The 19,840-nt window shown below is 56.7% G+C and carries 16 protein-coding genes; 2 read left to right on the top strand and 14 right to left on the bottom strand.

From position 1 onward, the window contains the following. Window positions 1-99: 99 nt before the first annotated feature. The 11 genes from lnt to FFI95_RS13425 form a co-directional block, all read right to left on the bottom strand. On the bottom strand, window positions 100-1,650 hold the full coding sequence (gene lnt, locus FFI95_RS13475) for an apolipoprotein N-acyltransferase (RefSeq protein ID WP_425463065.1): 1,551 nt from the start codon (window positions 1,648-1,650) through the stop codon (window positions 100-102). Continuing rightward, window positions 1,640-2,488, bottom strand: coding sequence for a CorC family transporter (locus FFI95_RS13470; RefSeq protein ID WP_144823372.1), 849 nt, complete (start codon window positions 2,486-2,488; stop codon window positions 1,640-1,642). Before FFI95_RS13470 ends, lnt begins: the two co-directional genes overlap by 11 nt. Continuing rightward, window positions 2,485-2,958 (bottom strand): rRNA maturation RNase YbeY, encoded by a 474-nt coding sequence (ybeY, locus tag FFI95_RS13465; RefSeq protein ID WP_144823370.1) that lies wholly within the window; start codon window positions 2,956-2,958, stop codon window positions 2,485-2,487. Before ybeY ends, FFI95_RS13470 begins: the two co-directional genes overlap by 4 nt. Further along, window positions 2,955-3,938, bottom strand: a complete 984-nt coding sequence (locus tag FFI95_RS13460) for a PhoH family protein (RefSeq protein WP_144823368.1) — start codon at window positions 3,936-3,938, stop codon at window positions 2,955-2,957. Before FFI95_RS13460 ends, ybeY begins: the two co-directional genes overlap by 4 nt. Window positions 3,939-4,398: 460 nt before the next feature. Continuing rightward, window positions 4,399-5,745, bottom strand: coding sequence for a tRNA (N6-isopentenyl adenosine(37)-C2)-methylthiotransferase MiaB (gene miaB, locus FFI95_RS13455; protein WP_144823366.1), 1,347 nt, complete (start codon window positions 5,743-5,745; stop codon window positions 4,399-4,401). A 147-nt stretch (window positions 5,746-5,892) separates the two neighbouring features. Beyond that, window positions 5,893-6,909, bottom strand: coding sequence for a nucleoid-associated protein (locus FFI95_RS13450; RefSeq protein ID WP_144823364.1), 1,017 nt, complete (start codon window positions 6,907-6,909; stop codon window positions 5,893-5,895). 242 nt (window positions 6,910-7,151) lie between these two features. Then, window positions 7,152-8,810: a sulfate adenylyltransferase subunit CysN gene (gene cysN, locus FFI95_RS13445; protein WP_144823363.1), complete on the bottom strand. Its 1,659-nt coding sequence runs from the start codon at window positions 8,808-8,810 to the stop codon at window positions 7,152-7,154. A gap of 1 nt (window position 8,811) precedes the next feature. Continuing rightward, entirely contained in the window at window positions 8,812-9,720 is a 909-nt protein-coding gene (gene cysD, locus FFI95_RS13440; RefSeq protein WP_144823361.1) for a sulfate adenylyltransferase subunit CysD, read from the bottom strand. Window positions 9,721-9,906: 186 nt separating this feature from the next. Continuing rightward, window positions 9,907-10,572 carry a carbonic anhydrase gene (locus tag FFI95_RS13435; protein ID WP_144823359.1) on the bottom strand — a complete coding sequence of 222 codons (666 nt, stop codon included), beginning with the start codon at window positions 10,570-10,572 and terminating at the stop codon, window positions 9,907-9,909. Between the two features lie 5 nt (window positions 10,573-10,577). Then, window positions 10,578-12,401 carry a sodium-extruding oxaloacetate decarboxylase subunit alpha gene (gene oadA, locus FFI95_RS13430; RefSeq protein ID WP_144823357.1) on the bottom strand — a complete coding sequence of 608 codons (1,824 nt, stop codon included), beginning with the start codon at window positions 12,399-12,401 and terminating at the stop codon, window positions 10,578-10,580. A 17-nt stretch (window positions 12,402-12,418) separates the two neighbouring features. Then, window positions 12,419-13,834 (bottom strand): acetyl-CoA carboxylase biotin carboxylase subunit, encoded by a 1,416-nt coding sequence (locus FFI95_RS13425; protein ID WP_144823700.1) that lies wholly within the window; start codon window positions 13,832-13,834, stop codon window positions 12,419-12,421. 131 nt (window positions 13,835-13,965) lie between these two features. On the opposite strand from FFI95_RS13425, the gene FFI95_RS13420 reads away from it, so the two are divergent. Further along, a complete protein-coding gene (locus tag FFI95_RS13420) occupies window positions 13,966-14,922 on the top strand; it encodes a LysR family transcriptional regulator (protein WP_144823356.1) in 957 nt (318 codons plus the stop codon). Window positions 14,923-15,158: 236 nt separating this feature from the next. Here FFI95_RS13420 and gatB read toward each other — a convergent pair whose 3' ends face one another. The 3 genes from gatB to gatC are packed head-to-tail and all read right to left on the bottom strand — an operon-like array spanning window position 15,159 to window position 18,406. Further along, on the bottom strand, window positions 15,159-16,610 hold the full coding sequence (gene gatB, locus FFI95_RS13415) for an Asp-tRNA(Asn)/Glu-tRNA(Gln) amidotransferase subunit GatB (protein WP_144823354.1): 1,452 nt from the start codon (window positions 16,608-16,610) through the stop codon (window positions 15,159-15,161). Window positions 16,611-16,631: 21 nt separating this feature from the next. Beyond that, a complete protein-coding gene (gene gatA / locus FFI95_RS13410) occupies window positions 16,632-18,089 on the bottom strand; it encodes an Asp-tRNA(Asn)/Glu-tRNA(Gln) amidotransferase subunit GatA (RefSeq protein WP_144823352.1) in 1,458 nt (485 codons plus the stop codon). A gap of 29 nt (window positions 18,090-18,118) precedes the next feature. Next, a complete protein-coding gene (gatC, locus tag FFI95_RS13405; RefSeq protein ID WP_144823350.1) occupies window positions 18,119-18,406 on the bottom strand; it encodes an Asp-tRNA(Asn)/Glu-tRNA(Gln) amidotransferase subunit GatC in 288 nt (95 codons plus the stop codon). 367 nt (window positions 18,407-18,773) lie between these two features. On the opposite strand from gatC, the gene FFI95_RS13400 reads away from it, so the two are divergent. Beyond that, a complete protein-coding gene (locus FFI95_RS13400) occupies window positions 18,774-19,814 on the top strand; it encodes a rod shape-determining protein (protein WP_144823698.1) in 1,041 nt (346 codons plus the stop codon). Window positions 19,815-19,840 lie beyond the last annotated feature (26 nt).

Here is a 19,840-nt window from a genome sequence, read left to right as displayed (position 1 = left end):
AGGGATGGCGGAGCCGAGCCTACATGGATGTATTCATGGCGTGTTTTGAAAAGCTGCCCGGCCTTGGCTGAGTACTCCTCAGTCAAAACTATCACGGAATCAGTTTTTGGGAATAACCCGCTCGCGCACAAAAACAATCAAAATCAGAGCCAGGGTCAGAACCGGCCAGGAAGCGGTCGACATATAAGGCGTACTGCCACTGGCCCTGAACACCTCACCGGTAAGCACGCCCCGCTCAAACTGGGGAATGCGCGCCGTCATCTGGCCTTTGTGGTTGATGATCGCCGTTACCCCGTTGTTGGTGCCGCGAATCATATAGCGCCCGGTTTCCAGTGCCCGCATACGGGCAATCTGCAAGTGCTGCAGCGGCCCCACAGAATCCCCGAACCAGCCATCGTTACTGATGGTCAGCAACAGATCTGCACTGACAGAATTGCGCGCCAGAAAATCCGGGTAGGCTACTTCATAACAGATAAACGGCATCACACTGGCACCGTTAACCTCCAGTGAGCCCTGGTTTTCCGGGCCAGGCGTAAAGCTCGACATGGGCAGGTCGAAAAAGCCGATCAGTCCCCGCAGCACATTCTCAAGGGGAACATACTCGCCAAACGGCACCAGCTTCTGTTTATGGTAAATCCCTTCGCCATTACCGAAGGCTGTTATGCTGTTATGCCAGGTGAAACCACCGGTCTGTTCGCTGTATCCATGCCAGGGGATCCCCGTGATCAGCGTACTTTCATCCCCGAGATTTTCTTCGATATGCTCAATGATTTTCCCCGCTTCATCCTGAGGGATCGGAATAGCGGTTTCCGGCCACAGAATCAGATCCGTATCCCAATACGGGTTGGTCATGCCCAGATAGGTTACGATCTGTTCTTTGAGAAAGTCCGGATCCCATTTGATCTGTTGGGGAATGTTGCCTTGCATGGCGGCCACCGAGGTGGGCTCGGTGCTGATCTCTGTCCACTGCACACGGTTCAGGGCCGGTGCAACAAGCCAGGGGATCAGGGCTATTACCGCAACAACTGCAGCGCCGGCATGGCGCTGGCGGATGATCAGCCACCCGGCGGCGAACAGGGCAGCCCCACTGTCTGCTATCCAGAGGGTTAGCCCGTGCACGCCGACCACAGGCGCCAGGCCTGCCAGAGGGCCGTCTGTATGGGCGGTTCCCAGATACAGCCAGGGAAAGCCGGTCAGCAGCCAGCCTCGCAGCCAGTCCCCGAGAATCCAGATGGCGGGGAAAAGTACCAGCCGGCGCCAGGCACTGACTTTGGCCAGCTTGCCCCAGAACCAGAACGCAAGCGCCGGGAAAAGCGCCAGACCGGCTACAAAAATAACCGTAAGCAGAACCGAAACGGCCACTGGCGTATTGCCGAATTCACTGATGCTGATATAAACCCAGGTGGCGCCCGAGGCAAACAGCCCCACGCCCGTCAACCAGCCAGCGGTAAACAGCTTCTTCGCCGGCAGCGGCAGAGACACCAGCAGAATAAGTAGGATGGAAACCGGCCCAAGCCACCAGAAGTGGAAGGGTGAGAAGGTCAGTGTCTGCAGAGCCCCGGCAACCACCAGGGTGGCTGCAGATGACCAGCGGTTGGAGAAAAACGGGTGGGCCGGGGCAATAGAAGAGGCGGAACGGTCACTGCTCACTACGGGATACCTTTAACAGACGGATGACACGGTTGTCGGCATTGGCAATGGTAAACCGTAAACCGCCAAACTCAACCGTCTCGCCGCGCCTGGGCAGGTGTCCGAACTCCTTCAGCACTACGCCACCAATGGTGTCAAAATCATCTTCATCAAACCCGGTGTGAAAAACCTCATTAAAGTCATCAACCGGTGTGACTGCCTTCACGGCAAAAGAACCGTCACCCCGGTCCTTGATGTGCGCTTCCTGGCTGAAGTCGTGCTCATCCTCGATTTCCCCGACAATCTGCTCCAGCACATCTTCAATAGTCACCAGGCCGGCAGTGCCGCCGTACTCATCCACCACAATGGCCATGTGGTTGCGGTTTTCCTTGAACTGCTTGAGCAACTGGTTCAGGCGCTTGCTCTCGGGAACAAACGTAGGCGGGCGCAGAACCTCACGCACGTGGGACCAGTCCATGTCGTTATCAAGCGCCAGCGGCAGAAGGTCCTTGGCAAGCAGAATACCGATCACATCATCCTGGCTGTCACCAATCACCGGAAAGCGGCTGTGGGCCGAGCGGATCACTTCGTCAAGATACTCGATGGGGTCCTGGGTAGCGCGAACCGTCACCATTTGCGAGCGCGGAATCATGATCTCATCCACCCGCATGTCCACCACCTGCATGGCACCTTCAATGATGCTCATGGCGTCTGCATCGATTATGCCCTGGGATTCGGCGCTGCGCAGCACCTCCAGCACATCGTCAACGGACTCCGGATCATCGGAGAAAGCACTTGAAATACGCTCCAGCCAGGACTTGTTGGAGCCCTGACTGCGACTCGACTGATCGTCGCTCATGAGTCTTTTACCGTTTCCTCTTGTATATAAGGGTTACCGATTCCGAAACGGGACAGTAACCGGATTTCCAGGGACTCCATGGCCTCTGCGTCTTTATCGTTTATATGATCATAACCCTGCAGGTGCAGCATCCCGTGAATCACCATGTGTGTCCAGTGACTTGAAAGCGGCTTATGCTGCTCGCGGGCTTCGTCTTCCACCACCGGAGCGCAGATAACGAGATCTCCGGCTAATGCCACCGTTATACCCGGCGGGGCCTCAAATGGGAAGGACAACACATTGGTAGGCTTATCCCTGCCCCGGTACTGATGGTTCAGAGCCTGGCTCTCGTCAGTACCGACAATACGGACAGTAATTTCGGATGCATCCTGCCCCAGCCAGGCCGCCTGAGCCCATACCTGAAGCTCCTCGTCCGAGGGCACCCCGGGGCCGTCAAAGACATTCTGCACATCAACTGTCAGCACACTCACTGTTTCTGACCGCTCCCGTCATCAAACGAATCGTAAGCTTCCACGATTCGCTGAACAAGAGGGTGCCGAACGACATCTTTGGCCTCAAAGCGGGTAAAACCAATGCCCGTGACGTTACTGAGCACGCCCGCGGCGTGAATCAGCCCGGAGTTCTGCCCCCGCGGCAAATCCACCTGGGTGGTATCGCCGGTGATCACCGCCGTAGACCCGAAACCGATCCGGGTCAGAAACATCTTCATCTGCTCGCGGGTGGTGTTCTGGCTCTCATCCAGAATAATAAAGGAGTTATTCAGCGTCCGGCCACGCATAAACGCCAGAGGTGCAATCTCGATCACGCTTTTCTCAATCAGCCGGGTTACCTGTTCAAAGCCAAGCATTTCATACAGAGCGTCATACAAAGGCCGCAGATACGGATCCACCTTCTGGGCCAGGTCCCCGGGCAGAAAGCCCAGCTTCTCCCCGGCCTCCACCGCCGGCCGCACCAGCAGAATCCGCTTCACCTGCTCGTCTTTCAGCGCCTCTACGGCACAGGCCACAGCCAGCCAGGTCTTACCCGTACCCGCAGGGCCAATGCCAAAGTTCACATCATGGGAGCGGATGTTATGCACATACCGCTGCTGATTCGCTCCCCGGGGCTTGGCCTTGAGCTTGGGGGTTTTGATGGTGGTGACAGCCCCATCAAACGGCACATCCTCCGGCAACCGCTCAAGCCCGGTTTCCCGGATATACAGGTGCACGGTATCCGGTGAAATATCGTCAGTGGCGGCTGTTTCCCGGTACAGATGCCGGATGACTTCCACTGCGGCGGCGGCATGGTCGGTTTCACCGTCGACCCGAAAGTGGTGCCCGCGACGGGTCACAGAAACGTTCAGGCGCTGCTCAATGTGCTTGAGGTTCTCATCAAACTGCCCGCAAAGGGTCGTGAGCCTGCGCTGGTCGGCCGGGTGCAAATCAAATTGTCTGGAATCGTTGGTGTTCAAATTTTCTCCGGTTTTGGTGGAATCCCGCCTGGGCTGGGTGCAGATCTGACTGCAGTGTTTGCGGGGTGGAGCAGGGTGCGCTTCCCAAAAAGCGCCCGTGAATACGTCCGTGTAGGGCTCGGTCGCGCCATCCCTGGCGCTCCACGTTTTTGGGAAGCGCACCCTGCTCCACCCCTGTTTAAACTATGTGCAGGCCGCTAGGCAAAAAACAAGTAGTGCGGCTTTGTTTGTTTGCAAAAGGAGCATTGATGTATCAGCGAGATGAAAAAGAGTTAGCAGGTTCGGCTTGTCGGCATGCTGCACTCAGGTTTGCCGAGAGCGGTGGATGTGGCCGCCCAAAAATGTCTGCGGCCAGGGATGGCCGCAGCCAAGCGCACATGGATGTGCTCGCAGCGGTTTTTGGGCGGCCACATCCACCGCTCTCACACTCCAGACTGTGAAACACATGCGAGCCCAGGCTTTAATACAGCGCCGAATCAACAGGCACGCCCCGCAAGGAATTCGTGTAGGCGTCAACAATCTCCACATCAATAAAGTGCCCGACAACCTCCGGATTCTCATGCCGGAAATTTACAATCCGGTTGTTCTCTGTACGACCAGAGTACTCCCCCGGGTCCTTCTTCGACAGCCCGGTAACCAGAATCCGCTGTGTTGAACCAACCATTTTACGGCTGATATCCATCACCGTCTGATTAATCCGGTCCTGCAGAATCTTCAGGCGCTGCTTCTTCACCTCCATGGGCGTATCGTCCGGCAGATCGGCCGCAGGTGTTCCCGGGCGGGCGCTGTAGACAAAGCTGAACGACATATCGAAGCCGATGTCGTTGATCAGCTTCATGGTGTCTTCAAAGTCTTTCTCCGTTTCACCGGGGAAGCCAATAATAAAATCCGAAGAAAAGCTGATGTCCGGACGAATCTTGCGCAGACGGCGCAGCTTGGATTTGTACTCCAGAGCGGTATGACCGCGCTTCATTGCTGCCAGAACACGGTCTGAACCGCTCTGAACCGGCAGGTGCAGGTGGCTGACCAGCTCCGGCACCTGCTCGTAAACGTCAATCATGGCATCGGTGAATTCCACCGGGTGGGATGTGGTGTAACGAATACGGTCAATGCCATCGATGCTGGCGATCACCGTAATCAGTTCCGCCAGATCCATGGTGTCGCCGTCGTGGGTCTCACCCTGATAGGCATTCACGTTCTGCCCCAGAAGGTTCACCTCACGCACGCCCTGGCTGGCCAGGTGCACCACCTCAACAATTACATCATCCACCGGCCGGCTGACTTCCTCGCCCCGGGTATAGGGCACCACACAGAAGGTGCAGTACTTGCTGCAGCCTTCCATGATGGACACAAACGCCGAAGGGCCATCCGCACCCGGATCGGGGAGGTTGTCGAACTTCTCAATTTCCGGGAAGCTCACATCCACCACGCCAACGCCGTCGCCCTTCATACGCACTTCGGAAATCATATCCGGCAGGCGGTGCAGGGTCTGGGGGCCGAAAACCATATCCACATAAGGCGCCCGGTCAAGAATCGCCTGGCCTTCCTGGCTGGCAACACAGCCACCCACGCCAATCACCAGCTCGGGGTTTTTGGCTTTCAGCTTTTTCCAGCGGCCCAGCTGATGGAAAACCTTCTCCTGCGCCTTTTCGCGGATCGAGCAGGTATTCAGCAACAGAATATCGGCATCGTCCGGGGAGTCGGTCATTTCAACCGCTTCGCCGCTTTTAAGCAGATCGGCCATGCGTGATGAATCATATTCATTCATCTGGCAACCATGGGTCTTGATGTACAGCTTCTTGGCCATGAGTCTCAACACAATTGGATGTATTTGGCGCCCGGCATTTTGATCTGTCCGGATTGGGCGCGCTGAAAAGGAGAACTGCGTATTATAACGGGGTGATCATTCCGCAACCAGTGTTGTCTTGGAAAAGTGCCAGGCCAAGCCTAAACATCAGTCCTCGCGATTCTCCAGATACCGCTCCAGCTGCTCCCGTAAAGCCTTGGGCAAGCGGGTAATGGTCAGCGCATCCTGATCCCGGTCGTAGTAGACCGCCTGATTCACCAGGTCTGAAGAAAACGACACACTCATGCCACCGCCAGAACCCGCAATGCGTACCAGTTTCTTCACCTTGCGGTGATCCGGGTGCAGCACACCGCTTTCCGGCATCTCTGTGGTTTTGTTGGCGAACTCTTTGAAACGTTCCGGCTGATCTTCATCCAGGTAACCAGACAAAGCTTCAATGGCAACCGGCTCACCCAGAGCATGCTGCTCCTTGCAGAATTCATAGGCCCGGGTACGCACCTCCCCGGCTTTCTCCGGCTCGGAGGACTTGGCAAACGCCTCTACGGCATCGAGAAACGTCAGGGTTTCCTTTTCCACATCCACCTGGTTGGTAAAGCCGCACAGCCGGATAAACAACTCGCCGGGCTCGCCGGTGCCGCGGGCGTGAACCAGGGTCAGGTAGTTCTCGGCCGGGGTATCACTCAGCCAGTCATCCAGCTCGATACGCATCGCCAGATTCAATCGCGAGGTGCTCAGAACGTCCGTGGTATCCAGAGCCTGATCACCGTCAAAACGCAGGGCTCCATCGGTTTCCATGACCAGCACATACACCACATCCGAATCCGCCAGCGCCTCGTGAACCACCATCAGCTGCCCCTGAAATTCCTCCTGGCAACCGGTCAGCAGCTCCTGCCACTGGCCAAACAGGCGATCAGTGAATGAGGCAAAGGTCTGTTTCTCCTCGAGGTAATCCTTCAGCCAGCTTTGCACCGGGCTCTCGCCGATATCCTCGGAAAAGCGGCCATACTTCTTACCCGGCTTGCTGTTGAACAGGCGCTTCATCTGTTTATGAAGCGCCTCGTAATCGCCACCCGGTTCCTGCAGTGCCTCGCCGGACTTAAGGCGGGCAGGCTGTCCCGGCTGGTACTGACTGGAAAAAGCCGTGCGCAAATATTTAATAGCCATAAACAGAAAACCCCGGATAGATAAAAACAAAAAAGCCCTGAATAGAATTTTCAGGGCTGCTGATTTTGCCACGGACAAATAATACATTCACGACTAAAAAGCGAATGACTGCCAGTCCGGCAACCGTGGGGTGGGGTGTCTTTTCTGCCGGAAAAAGATGTCTGAGCGCAGCGAGTTGCTTTTTCCAGAAGAAAAGACACCCCGCCCCGCGGTCTCCTCTTTGCTTTCAGTCTTATAAAGAATCAGATCTCTCTATTGCGCACCAGATCCTGAACTAACGATAGCGCAGTGCCAGACACTTCTTCCGTGCTGTCGGCGGTTATCGTTACCTCGGCCATACCCGCGTCAGGGTTTATAACAATCGCAATCAGCCCGTGGGCGGTCAGTAGTTGAGCCGTCTGCTGGCGCTCGCTGGCGTTGCCGGCGTTATCTTCGCTCAGGATCACCGGGGTTTTGCCCTGGTCGAACAGAGCGCGCTCTACGGCCAGAGCAAGCGCGGATGCCTGGTTGCCAGCGCAGCCGATGATGATGGGTTTTTGCGCCAGTCTGCGTTCACGCTCTTGCGGGCTGACCGGTTCCAGGGTGCCGGTTGTCTCTGCCAGGCCTTCAATCATGCCGGCGCCAACGGTTACGTTAGTGAGTCGGTCAATAACAATAAAGCTGCCGGTGGCAGGGTTATGCGGATAGGCGTCGAACGCAATGGGCTGGCTCAGGGTCAGGTCACACAGGCCGATTTCGTTTACCTGCAGCAGGTCCGGTTCCGGGTGTTTCTCCAGGGTGTTCACGTCGGTCTGATAATGGATTTTACGCACCGTGCCGGAGGTGGACGTGGGGCCAAGTTTGAGATCGTACAGGCGCCCTGTGTGCATCGGCGCCTCTGTCATCCATACAATGGTGGCTTTGAAGCGGTTGCCCACGTCGGGCACGTCGTCCGGTTTTACCAGCATGTCACCCCGGCTGATATCAATCTCGTCTTTCAGGGTCAGGGTGACCGCCTGGTCAATGTAAGCTTCCTCCAGGTTGCCATCGAACGTAACAATGTCCTTAACGGTGCTGACTGAGCGGGAGGGCAGGGCCATTACCGCATCGCCGGGGCGGATAATACCGGAGGCAATGGTGCCGCAGAACCCGCGGAAGTCCAGGTTGGGGCGGGTGACGTACTGCACCGGGAAGCGAAAGTTTTCCAGGTTCTTGTCGCGACCGGTTTCAACGGTTTCGAGAATGTCCATCAAAGCCAGGCCGCTGAACCAGGGGGTATTGTTACTCCGGTTCACAACGTTGTCGCCTTCCAGGGCTGAGATGGGCACAAAGTGAATGTCTTTCAGGCCCAGGCGGGCGGCGAATGCCAGGTAGTCTTCGCGGATTTCGTTGAAGCGGTCTTCGCTGTAGTCCACCAGATCCATTTTGTTCACCGCCACCACGATGTGGCGAATGCCCAGCAACGAGGCAATAAAGGAGTGCCGGCGGGTCTGGGTCAGTACGCCATGGCGGGCATCAATCATCAGAATGGCCACCTGGGCGGTGGAGGCACCGGTTGCCATATTGCGGGTGTACTGGGCGTGCCCCGGGGTGTCGGCAATGATGAATTTGCGTTTGTCGGTGGAGAAGTAGCGATAGGCCACATCAATGGTGATGCCCTGCTCACGCTCCGCCTGCAGGCCATCCACCAGCAGGGCCAGGTCGGGCCGGTCGCCGGTGGTGCCCATTCTGGCACTGTCGGTTTTCAGGCTCGCCATGTGATCTTCGTAAATCATTTTGGTGTCGTGCAGCAGGCGGCCAATGAGGGTGCTTTTGCCATCGTCGACACTGCCGCAGGTGAGCAGGCGCAGCAGTTCCTTGTTCTCGTGCTGCTTCAGGTAGGCCTGAATGTCGTCGGCAATGAGATCAGATTGGTGTGACATATCAAAAGTACCCTTCGCGCTTTTTCTGTTCCATGGAGCCGGCCGAGTCGTGGTCGATCACGCGGCCCTGGCGTTCTGAGCTGGTGGCCAGCAGCATTTCCTGAATAATTTCTGGCAGAGTATCCGCCTCGGATTCAATAGCGCCGGTCAGCGGGTAGCACCCAAGGGTGCGGAAGCGGATGGATTTTTGCATAGGGGTTTCCCCTTCCTTCAGCGGCATACGCTCGTCGTCCACCATAATCAGAGCGCCATCCCGCTCCACCACCGGGCGCACGGCGGAGTAATACAGGGGGACAATTTCAATATTTTCCAGGTAGATGTATTGCCAGATATCCAGCTCGGTCCAGTTGGACAGCGGGAATACGCGAATGCTTTCGCCCTTGTTCACCTTGCCGTTGTAGGTGTTCCACAGTTCCGGGCGCTGGTTTTTCGGGTCCCAGCGGTGGTATTCATCGCGGAATGAATACACCCGCTCCTTCGCCCGGGACTTTTCCTCGTCACGGCGGGCACCCCCGAACGCGGCATCAAATCCGTGTTTGTCCAACGCCTGCTTGAGCGCCTGGGTTTTCATGATGTCCGTATGTTTGGCACTGCCGTGGGTGAAGGGGCCGATACCCTGGTCAACACCGTCCTGATTGGTATGCACAATCAGATCCAGCCCGTATTCCTTTACCTTGCGATCGCGAAACTCGATCATTTCCCGGAACTTCCAGGTGGTGTCCACGTGCATCAGGGGAAAGGGAAGGGTGCCCGGATAAAAGGCTTTGCGGGCAAGGTGCAGCATCACTGCTGAATCCTTGCCGATAGAGTAGAGCATTACCGGGTTATCAAATTCGGCGGCCACTTCACGGATAATATGAATACTTTCCGCTTCCAGCTGTTTCAGGTGTGTCAGGTTGTATGAAGTCATGGTCTTCCGTTGCCATATCAGGCATTGCAGGTGTGCAAATGAGTCAGGCAACTGTATCAGAGAGTTTGTGGCTATAAGAAGATGCTCGCTTAGACTTTTGTGTTATTAGTCTATAGCGGTCAAGGGAGGTGACAGGTAAGGCCCCGGGGTTACGGGGCCTTATGATGCGGGAGTTTTTAAATAGGCTCAGGCTTCATCGAGATGGGCAATTTCATCGGCATAATATTGCTCAAACTCTTTAAATTGCAGGCTATCGCGGCCGCAGCAACGGATATTTCCGGATTTGATGTCGTACACCCAGCCATGAATCTCAATCTTGCCGGTGGCAAGTTTTGCAGCCACCACCGGGTGGGTACGCAAATGCTGCACCTGCTGCAACACATTCTCCTCAATTGCCTCGTTCAGATATTTTGTATCCAGGCACTCATCAATGGGAATGCCGTGCCGTTCCCGCACAATCTCTATAGCGGAGCGGCAGTGCCCGAGCCACTCCTTCACGTGGGGCAGGCCTTTCAGCGAGGGCGTGTCCAGCGCCCCGGTTATTGCGCCGCAGTCTGTGTGGCCACAGACAATAATATGGCGAACCCCCAGCACAGCGACCGCGTATTCCGTCGAGGCGGTCATGCCCCCGGTCTCATTGCTGTGCGGAGGAATCACATTTCCTGCGTTTCGGCAAATAAACAGATCGCCCGGGTGCGAGCCGGTGACCATATTCGGGTCTATGCGCGAGTCTGAGCAGGTTATGAACAATACGTCCGGGTTCTGTTTATCTGCCAGAGCGCCAAACAGGTCTTTGTGCTCCGGGTAAACATTTTTGCGAAAGTTCAGTACGCCGCGAACAATGTGGTCCATGAGGTTTATCCTTCTGCTGATCCGTTAATCTCTATGAGTGCTTCTCCGGGAGTCACCCGGTCGCCCTTGGTGACGTGAACCGCCTGCACTGTGCCGTCAACACTGGAGTGGATTTCAGTTTCCATTTTCATGGCCTCGGTAATAAGAACCGCCTGGCCTTCGCTCACCTGGTCGCCTTCCTTAACCAGCACATCCACCACATTGCCGGGAACCGCCGTGCTCACGTGGCCCGGGTCGGTTGCGCGTTTACGACCGCTGCCCCCTGCCTCGGCTACGTACTCGTTCAGGGATTCAAATACTACTTCTTCCGGCATGCCATCCAGCGACAGGTACAGCTTGTGCTTGCCAGGTTCCGGGTGGCCAACACCGGTCACGGCCACCTCGTAGGTTTCGCCATGCACATCAATACGAAACTCGGTGGCCACACCGGCTCCGGGCTGGTTCTGACTGGCCTGCTCCGGAGGCAGCAGCACTTCCGGCTCCAGGGTGCCGTCTTTGCGCTGTTGCAGGAACTCACGACCCAGGTCCGGGAACATGGCGTAGGTGAGCACATCTTCCTCACTGGTGGCCAGAGGACCAATGTCTTCCCGTAACTGATCCAGTTCCGGTGCAAGCAGGTCGGCCGGGCGGCCGTCGTTGACGGTTTCATTGCCGATGGCCTGCCTGCGGATCTCGGCATTCACCTCCGCAGGGGGGTGACCATAGCCGCCCTGAAGGTAGCGTTTCACCTCGTTGGTAATGGTTTTATAGCGCTGGCCCGCGAGTACGTTGTACACCGCCTGGGTACCCACAATCTGCGATGTAGGTGTGACCAGCGGTGGGTAGCCCAGGTCCGCCCTGACCCGGGGAATCTCGTCAAATACCTCATTGATCTGTTCAAGTGCATTCTGCTCTTTGAGCTGGTTGGCCAGGTTCGACATCATGCCACCGGGTACCTGGTTGATCTGCACCGACACATCTTCCCGGGTGAACTCGCTTTCAAACTGGTGGTACTTCTTGCGCACCTCCCGGAAGTAATCCGCAACCTCGCTGAGCAGCTTCAGGTCCAGCCCTGTGTCGTACTCAGTGTCCCTCAGTGCGGCCACCTGGGATTCCGTCGCCGGGTGGCTGGTGCCATTGGCAAACGCCGAGATGGCGGTATCAATCCGGTCCGCACCGGCCTCGATGGCTTTGAGCTGACACAGCCCGGCCAGCCCGGCAGTGGCGTGGCTGTGAATAACCAGCGGCAAGTCCACGGCGGACTTAATCGCCTTGACCAACTCAAAGGTTGCATAGGGCGTCAGCAGGCCCGCCATGTCTTTAATGGCAATAGAGTCCGCGCCCATGGCTTTAAGCTGCTGCGCCTGTTCAACAAACAGGGCGGGCGTATGCACCGGACTGGTGGTATAACAAATGGTTCCCTGAGCATGCTTGCCGGCTTTCTTCACGGCTTTCATGGCGGTTTCAAGATTGCGCAGGTCATTCAGAGCATCGAAAATCCGGAAAACGTCAATGCCAGAGTCCGCGGCTTGCTGAACGAACGCCTCAACCACATCGTCGGCATAATGCCGGTAACCCAGAAGATTCTGGCCACGCAGCAGCATTTGCAGGCGGGTATTCGGTAAGGCTGCACGCAGCTGGCGCAGGCGTTCCCAGGGATCCTCTTTGAGGAACCGCACGCAGGCATCAAAGGTGGCGCCGCCCCAGACTTCCAGAGACCAGTAACCGACCTGGTCCAGCTTGTCACAGATGGGCAGCATGTCTTCCGTGCGCATCCGCGTGGCTATGAGAGACTGGTGGGCGTCCCGCAGGATAACGTCGGTTATTTCTATCTTTTTTGCATTGCTCATGTTCGGTCTCCTTTGGATTACCAGCCAGTGTGGGCTGCGATCGTGGCGGCAATCGCCAGTGCAACGGCACTGGGGTGGCGTTTGGTGGAGTAGTTCAGTAATTCCGGGTGATCAGGAACAAAGCTGGTATTAAACCGGCCGGCGCGAAAATCCGGATGCTCCAGGATCTGTTGGTAATAACTGGCGGTGGTGGTAATACCATGCAGGCGCATGTCATCAAGAGCGCGTTTACCCCGGGCAATTACTTCATCCCAGGTCAGCGCCCAGACCACCAGCTTCAGACACATGGAGTCGTAGTAGGGCGGAATCTCATAACCGGTATAAATGGCGGTATCCACCCGCACGCCCGGCCCGCCCGGTGCGTAGTAATGGGTGATACGGCCAAAGCTGGGGAGAAAATCGTTTTTCGGGTCTTCCGCGTTAATCCGGAACTGCAGAGCGTAACCCCGGAACGACACATCCTCCTGCCGGTAGCTCAGGGGCAGGCCGGAGGCAATGCGCAGCTGCTCCTGCACAATATCGATTCCGGTAATGGCTTCGGTGATCGTATGCTCCACCTGCACCCGGGTGTTCATCTCCATGAAATACACCTCGTTTCCGGACAGCAGAAACTCCACGGTACCGGCATTCTCATAGCCCACAGCTTCCGCAGCTTTGACGGCCAGACCGCCAATGTACTGCCGTTGCTCCGGCGTGAGCTGAGGGCTGGGAGCTATCTCGATCAGCTTCTGGTTGCGGCGCTGAATAGAACAGTCCCGCTCGAATAGATGAATGGCATTGCCCTGGCTGTCCGCCAGAACCTGCACCTCAATGTGGCGCGGGTTCACAATGCACTTCTCCAGAAACACCTCGGCCGAACCAAACGCCTTGGTTGCCTCGGAAATCACCCGTGGATACTGATTCTTCAACTCCTCCGGCGTATCGCACCGGCGAATACCCCGGCCACCGCCACCAGACGTCGCTTTAAGCATCACCGGATAGCCAATCTCATCGGCCAGTTGCAAAGCCTCGTCCTGGTTCTCCAGGTTGCCTTCCGAGCCCGGGGTAACGGGGACGCCGGCCGCGCGCATACTGTCCCTGGCCTGGGTTTTGTCCCCCATCTTGAGAATCACACTGGATTTTGGCCCCACAAACGCCAGCCCCCGCTGCTCGCAAAGCTGCGCGATACGGTCATTTTCCGACAAAAAACCATACCCCGGGTGAATCGCATCACACCCGGTTTCCAACGCCAGACTCACAATCCGCGCCGGATCCAGATACCCGGCCAAAGGATCCTCGCCCAGACTGTAAGCTTCGTCGGCCCGTTTCACATGAAGCCCGTACCTGTCCGGCTCGGTATAAATAGCCACCGAACGGATACCCAGCTCAGCACAGGCCCGCACAATCCGCACGGCAATCTCGCCGCGGTTGGCAATTAACACTTTCTTCAGCATGGGAGAAATCCTCATGTTGTCGTCCCGAATGAAGCTGAAAAAAGCATAAAGGGAATCCCTGATCAGTAAAAATTGATATTATTTCGTTTGTATATAACTGATATCTTATAGATAGACGGACAGGAGGCGTTATGCCGCTGAGCATCCAGAAACTGGCCAACCGGCTGACCTTCCGTCAGTTGCAAGTGTTTAAAGCTGTTTACGACCTGAAAAGCTACAGCAAGGCAGGAGAACTGCTGGGCCTGACCCAACCGGCCGTCAGCAGCCAGGTACGACACCTGGAACAGGCACTGGACATGCCCATGTTTGAATACGTGGGACGCAAACTCTACTGCACCGCAGCCGGAGAAGAAATGGCCGCCTGCGTACGCTCCGTGTTTCATGAACTGGCTGATATGCAGAATCGCATGGCTGCCTTGGAGGGGAGGGTAGCGGGTGACCTGAAACTACTGGCCGTGAGCACAGCCCAGTACGTCGTACCCTACCTGCTGGGCCCCTTCCTGAAGCAGAACCCACAGGTCAACATCTCCGTCGCCGTCGTTAACCGGGCCACCGCCGTAGAACGCCTGAACAACAACAGCGACGACCTCGTCATCATGGGCATGGTCCCCCAGGGCCGGCCATTAACCTCCCTGCCATTCCTGGATAACGAACTCATCCCCATCGTCCCCGCCGGCCACCCATTGCTGAACCAAACCACCGTCAGCCCAAACGACTTTCTCAACAGCAACCTGCTGACCCGCGAAACCGGCTCCGGCAGCCGCCTGGCACTGGAAGTCTACTGCCAGCAACACCGCCTGAAAATGGAACCGGTAATGGAGCTGGGGTCTAACGATGCTGTTAAACATGCGGTATTGGCAGGATTGGGTGTCGCGGTCGTACCCAAACTGAGCGTGCTCTCAGAACTGGCACTGGGTACCCTGACGGCTCTCGAAATGCCTGGATTCCCACTGCGCAGAAGCTGGTGTGTTGTCTACCCCCAGGCCCGTTACCCCACACCCGCCATGAAAGCGTTCATCAACCACGTTCAGCAAAACATTGCCCAGTTTGAGCAGTTGTTTCAGGAGTTGGCGGGAAATAAGGATTGATACGGTTTTTAAGAAAATACAGTGTTTGGAGAGGGGCATGGAGAGCGAGCATGGAGAGGGGGCAGAGCGAGCTCTTGCCAAAGTTAAATCGAGTGAGGCTGCCACCCCCTTCCCAAAAATGTCTGCGGCCAGGGAAGGCCGCAGCCAAGCGCACATGGATGTGCTCGTAGCGGTTTTTGGGAAGGGGGTGGCAGCCTCACCGAACTCCAAAGCCAGCAGGCCAGGGCCCAGGCTAATTAACCCCCAAGCTTGCGAACAAGAATCTCATTGAACAGCTTCGGGTTACCCTGACCCTTCGAGGCCTTCATCAACGGCCCCATAAAGCCACCCAACATCTTCTTCTGCTTCTTGGGATCCTGCTCCTGCTGATACTGAGCCACCTGATCCGGCATCTCCGCCAGAACATCATCCACCATCTTCTCCAGCGCGCCCGTATCCGACACCTGCTTCAGACCCTGGGACTCAATAACCGCATCCGCATTATCACTGTCGCCATTCCACAGCGCCTCAAACACCTTCTTGGCCCCGGAAGACGACACAGTATTATCCGCAATGCGAGCAACCAACTGCCCCAGCTGCAAACCGGTTATCGGCGCCTCAGAGACCGTTTTGTCTTCGGCATTCAGCCAGGCAGAAAACTCGCCCAGCACCCAGTTAGCCGCAAGCTTGGCATCCTGACCGTGCTTTGCCGTCTCCTCAAAGAACGCCGCAAGCCGGGCGTCTGCGCTCAGCAGACCGGCATCGTAATCGTTAAGGCCGTATTGCTCCTTAAATCGTGCCTTACGGTCATCCGGCAGCTCAGGCAACAGATCCCGGGCGCTTTGAATAAAGGCGTCATCGATCACCACCGGCAACAGATCCGGGCAGGGGAAGTAGCGGTAATCGTTGGCTTCCTCTTTGGTGCGCATCGAACGCGACTCATCCCGTTCACCATTGTAAAGACGGGTTTCCTGAACCACCTGGCCGCCATCTTCCAGAATGTCCATCTGGCGCTCCACCTCGTGGGCGATGGCCTGCTCCATATAACGGAACGAGTTCAGGTTCTTGGTTTCTGTACGGGTGCCCAGCGTGTCCGAACCCTTGGGTTTGAGGGAAATGTTCACATCAAAGCGAAGCGAGCCCTGGCTCATGTCGCCGTCACAGATACCCAGAGACGTCACCAGACTGTGCAGTTTTCTGGCAAAGCCCACCGCCTCTTCAGCGCTGGTCATATCCGGCTCGGTAACCACCTCAATCAGTGGCGTGCCGGCGCGGTTCAGATCGATACCGGTCATGCCGTGGTAGTCTTCATGCAAAGACTTACCGGCATCTTCTTCCAGGTGCGCGTGGTGAATACGCACCCGCTTGCGACGGCCATCCGCCAGATCCACATCCACAAAACCCGGGCCTACGATGGGGTGATCCATCTGAGTGATCTGAGAGCCCCTGGGCAGATCCGGGTAAAAATAGTTTTTATGGTCGAACACAGAGCGCCGGCCAATCTCAGCGTCCACCGCCAGACCGAACATCACCGCGTAGCGGAACGCTTGCTCATTGGGCACCGGCAGAGTGCCGGGCATAGCCAGATCAATGGCGCTGGCCTGAGTGTTGGGCCCGGCACCAAAAGCGGTGCTGGAGCCGGAAAAAATCTTGGTTTTGGTGGCAAGCTGAACATGAATTTCCAGCCCGATCACAATATCCCACTGCATAACTGTTCTCCTGATTCGGGCTTACCGGGGAAGCGCCTGGTGCCAGTCGGTCACCTGCTGGAACTGATGCGCAGCATTCAGCAGGCGGGCTTCGTCAAAATAATCACCGATAATCTGCAGGCCCACGGGCAAGCCGTCGACAAAACCTGCGGGCACCGACATGGCGGGTACGCCGGCCAGGTTTGCGGCGATGGTGAAAATATCCTCCAGGTACATGTTCACCGGATCACTGGACTTTTCGCCCTGCACAAAGGCCGGGGAGGGTGACACCGGACTCATCAGCACATCCACATCCTTGAATGCGTTGATGAAATCCTGCTGGATCAGGCGGCGTACCTTTTGTGCCTTTAGGAAGTAAGCGTCGTAATAGCCTGCGGACAGCGCGTAGGTCCCTACCAGGATGCGGCGCTTCACCTCCGGACCAAACCCTTCCGCCCGGGTTCGGGTATACAGATCGTCGAGGTCTTTCGGGTTTTCACAGCGATAGCCGAAACGCACACCGTCGTACCTGGCCAGGTTGGCTGAAGCCTCAGCCGGTGCAATCACATAATAAGCCGCAACCGCCAGCCGGGCATTGGGCAGAGACACCTCTTTAACCGTAGCACCGAGTGCCTCGTACTCCTTCACCGCGTTGCGGACCTGCTCTTCCATGGCAGGGCTCAGCTGATCCGAAAAATACTCCTTCGGCAGACCGATTTTCAGCCCCTTCAATGGCTCATTCAGCGTTGCGGTATAATCCGGCACCGCCCGGTCAACGCAGGTGGAATCCTTGGGATCAAAACCCGCCATAATATTCAGCATCAGCGCATTGTCTTCGGCCGTGCGCGCCATCGTGCCGCCTTGCTCCAGGCTGGATGCAAACGAAATGATCCCGTAACGGGATACGCGCCCGTACGTGGGCTTCAGCCCGGTAATACCACACAGTGCTGCCGGCTGGCGGATAGAACCGCCGGTATCCGTCGCGGTCGCGGCCGGCACCAGACGTGCGGCAACCGCAGCCGCCGAGCCGCCCGATGAACCACCCGGCACCCGCTTCTGCTCGTTACTCAGACCCCAGGGGTTGGTGACCGCACCAAAAAAACTGGACTCGTTAGACGAGCCCATGGCGAACTCATCCATGTTGGTCTTGCCCAGACACACAGCGCCCGCCTGCCGGAAGTTTGCGGTTACCGTGCCATCGTAAGGCGGCACAAAATTCGCCAGCATTTTCGAACCGGCAGTTGTGGCCACGCCCTCGGTGCAAAAAAGATCCTTATGGGCAAAGGGCACACCGGTCCACACTGTGGCATTGCCTGCGGCGCGCTGCTCATCTGCCGCCTTGGCATCGGCCAGCGCCTGCTCTTCAGAAACGGTAATAAAACTGTTGTATTTAGTGTCTTCAGACTTGATGCGGTCAAGAAAATCGCGGGTCAGCTCCACGCTGGAGACATTGCCGCTTTCCAGATCGCGGGAAAGCTCTGCTACGGATTTGTTATGCATGTTCAATCCTGATGGTGGGGTTCGACAGATCACTCAATAACGCGAGGCACGAGATAAAGGCCATCTTCTGTGGCCGGAGCGATGGCCTGAAAGGCCTCCCTGCGGTTGGTCTCGGTAACCTCGTCTGCACGTAAACGCTGAACGGCATCCAGAGGATGAGACAGAGGCTCAATATTTTCTGTATCGGCGGCGCTGAGCTCGTCAACAAGGTTCAGGATATTGCCCAGATCGCTCTCCAGTGCCGATATCTGCGCATCGTCTACGCGGATACGGGCAAGCACAGCGACTTTTTCTATGTCTTCACGGGAAATAGACACGCATTGCCTCCCAGATAAATGAAATGTCGGTAATAAAAAGTTTTATAGAGTGTGTCACCGAGTTACAGGGCTGTTCGGGAATGGCTTTTCAAAACTGTAGAGGGCCAAGGATGGCCCGAAACAAGCGCACAGGGATGTGCTTGTAGCGTGTTTTGGAAAGCCATTCCCGAACGGCCCTTCACCCAAGCTGAAAAATAGGCCAGATATAATAACAGATTCGAGCAAAGGCGGCAGAGGCCAGAATGCTGCAGAAATGCGAAAATACCACGGGTTCGGGCCCTATGGCGCCTTGCCTGCCAGGGTGCTCACTGCTAAAGTTGCCGCATCTTTCTGCAACCGCAACTCTCAGGTTGAAACTACACGAATGTTGATTAAAAAACTCCGAGGCTTATTCTCCAGCGACCTGTCCATCGACCTGGGCACCGCCAACACCCTTATTTTCGTGCGTGACCGCGGAATCGTGCTGAACGAGCCTTCCGTTGTAGCCATTCGTACCAGCAACTCCCAGAAAACTGTAGCCGCTGTCGGCGCCGAAGCCAAGCGCATGCTGGGCCGTACACCGGGCAACATCACCGCCATACGCCCGATGAAAGACGGCGTGATCGCAGATTTTGTCGTCACCGAAAAAATGCTCCAGCACTTTATACACAAAGTGCACGAAAACAGCTTCATTACGCCCAGCCCCAGGGTTCTGGTGTGTGTGCCCAGTAAGTCCACACAGGTAGAGCGCAAAGCCATCCGCGAATCCGCTCTCGGAGCCGGCGCCCGGGAAGTCCTGCTGGTTGAAGAACCCATGGCGGCTGCCATTGGTGCAGGTCTGCCGGTGGAAGAAGCCCACGGGTCCATGATCGTGGATATCGGCGGTGGCACCACCGAAATTGCCATTATATCTCTCAACGGTATTGTCTACGCCGACTCCGTAAGGGTCGGAGGCGACAAGTTTGACGAAGCCATCGTTACCTATGTGCGTCGCAACTACGGCAGCCTGATTGGTGATACCACGGCAGAGCGTATCAAACATGAAATCGCCTGCGCCTGCGAAGGCATGGAAATTCTCGAGATTGACGTGCGCGGCCGCAACCTGGCCGAAGGCGTACCCCGGGCCTTTACCCTGAACAGTGAAGAAATCCTGGATGCCCTGCAGGAATCCCTGGCCCAGATTGTTCAGACGGTAAAAAGTGCGCTGGAACAGTCGCCTCCCGAACTCGCCTCAGACATTGCCGAGCGCGGTATTGTGCTTACCGGCGGTGGCGCCCTGATGCGGGGGCTGGACAATCTGCTCAGTGAAGAAACAGGTCTGCCGGTGATCGTGGCCGAAGACCCGCTCACCTGCGTGGCCCGTGGCGGCGGCAAAGCGCTGGACGTAATCGATCGGGGTGGCATTGGAATGTTCTCCCCGGAGGGGTAATCCTTTTGGGGAGGGATCGCCATTAA

The sequence above is a fragment of the Marinobacter piscis genome (genome assembly GCF_007671655.1).
Taxonomy (GTDB): Bacteria; Pseudomonadota; Gammaproteobacteria; order Pseudomonadales; family Oleiphilaceae; genus Marinobacter; species Marinobacter piscensis.
The sequence above is the reverse complement of the archived record's forward strand: the minus strand, read 5'-3'. Positions and strand labels throughout refer to the sequence as shown.

Excerpts from the sequence above, each read along its gene's own strand:
- FFI95_RS13470 (WP_144823372.1), bottom strand. The coding sequence starts at position 2,488 with ATGAGCGACGATCAGTCGAGTCGCAGTCAGGGCTCCAACAAGTCCTGG.
- miaB (WP_144823366.1), bottom strand. The coding sequence starts at position 5,745 with ATGGCCAAGAAGCTGTACATCAAGACCCATGGTTGCCAGATGAATGAA.
- FFI95_RS13450 (WP_144823364.1), bottom strand. The coding sequence starts at position 6,909 with ATGGCTATTAAATATTTGCGCACGGCTTTTTCCAGTCAGTACCAGCCG.
- cysN (WP_144823363.1), bottom strand. The coding sequence starts at position 8,810 with ATGTCACACCAATCTGATCTCATTGCCGACGACATTCAGGCCTACCTG.
- cysD (WP_144823361.1), bottom strand. The coding sequence starts at position 9,720 with ATGACTTCATACAACCTGACACACCTGAAACAGCTGGAAGCGGAAAGT.
- FFI95_RS13435 (WP_144823359.1), bottom strand. The coding sequence starts at position 10,572 with ATGGACCACATTGTTCGCGGCGTACTGAACTTTCGCAAAAATGTTTAC.
- oadA (WP_144823357.1), bottom strand. The coding sequence starts at position 12,401 with ATGAGCAATGCAAAAAAGATAGAAATAACCGACGTTATCCTGCGGGAC.
- FFI95_RS13425 (WP_144823700.1), bottom strand. The coding sequence starts at position 13,834 with ATGCTGAAGAAAGTGTTAATTGCCAACCGCGGCGAGATTGCCGTGCGG.
- FFI95_RS13420 (WP_144823356.1), top strand. The coding sequence starts at position 13,966 with ATGCCGCTGAGCATCCAGAAACTGGCCAACCGGCTGACCTTCCGTCAG.
- gatB (WP_144823354.1), bottom strand. The coding sequence starts at position 16,610 with ATGCAGTGGGATATTGTGATCGGGCTGGAAATTCATGTTCAGCTTGCC.
- gatA (WP_144823352.1), bottom strand. The coding sequence starts at position 18,089 with ATGCATAACAAATCCGTAGCAGAGCTTTCCCGCGATCTGGAAAGCGGC.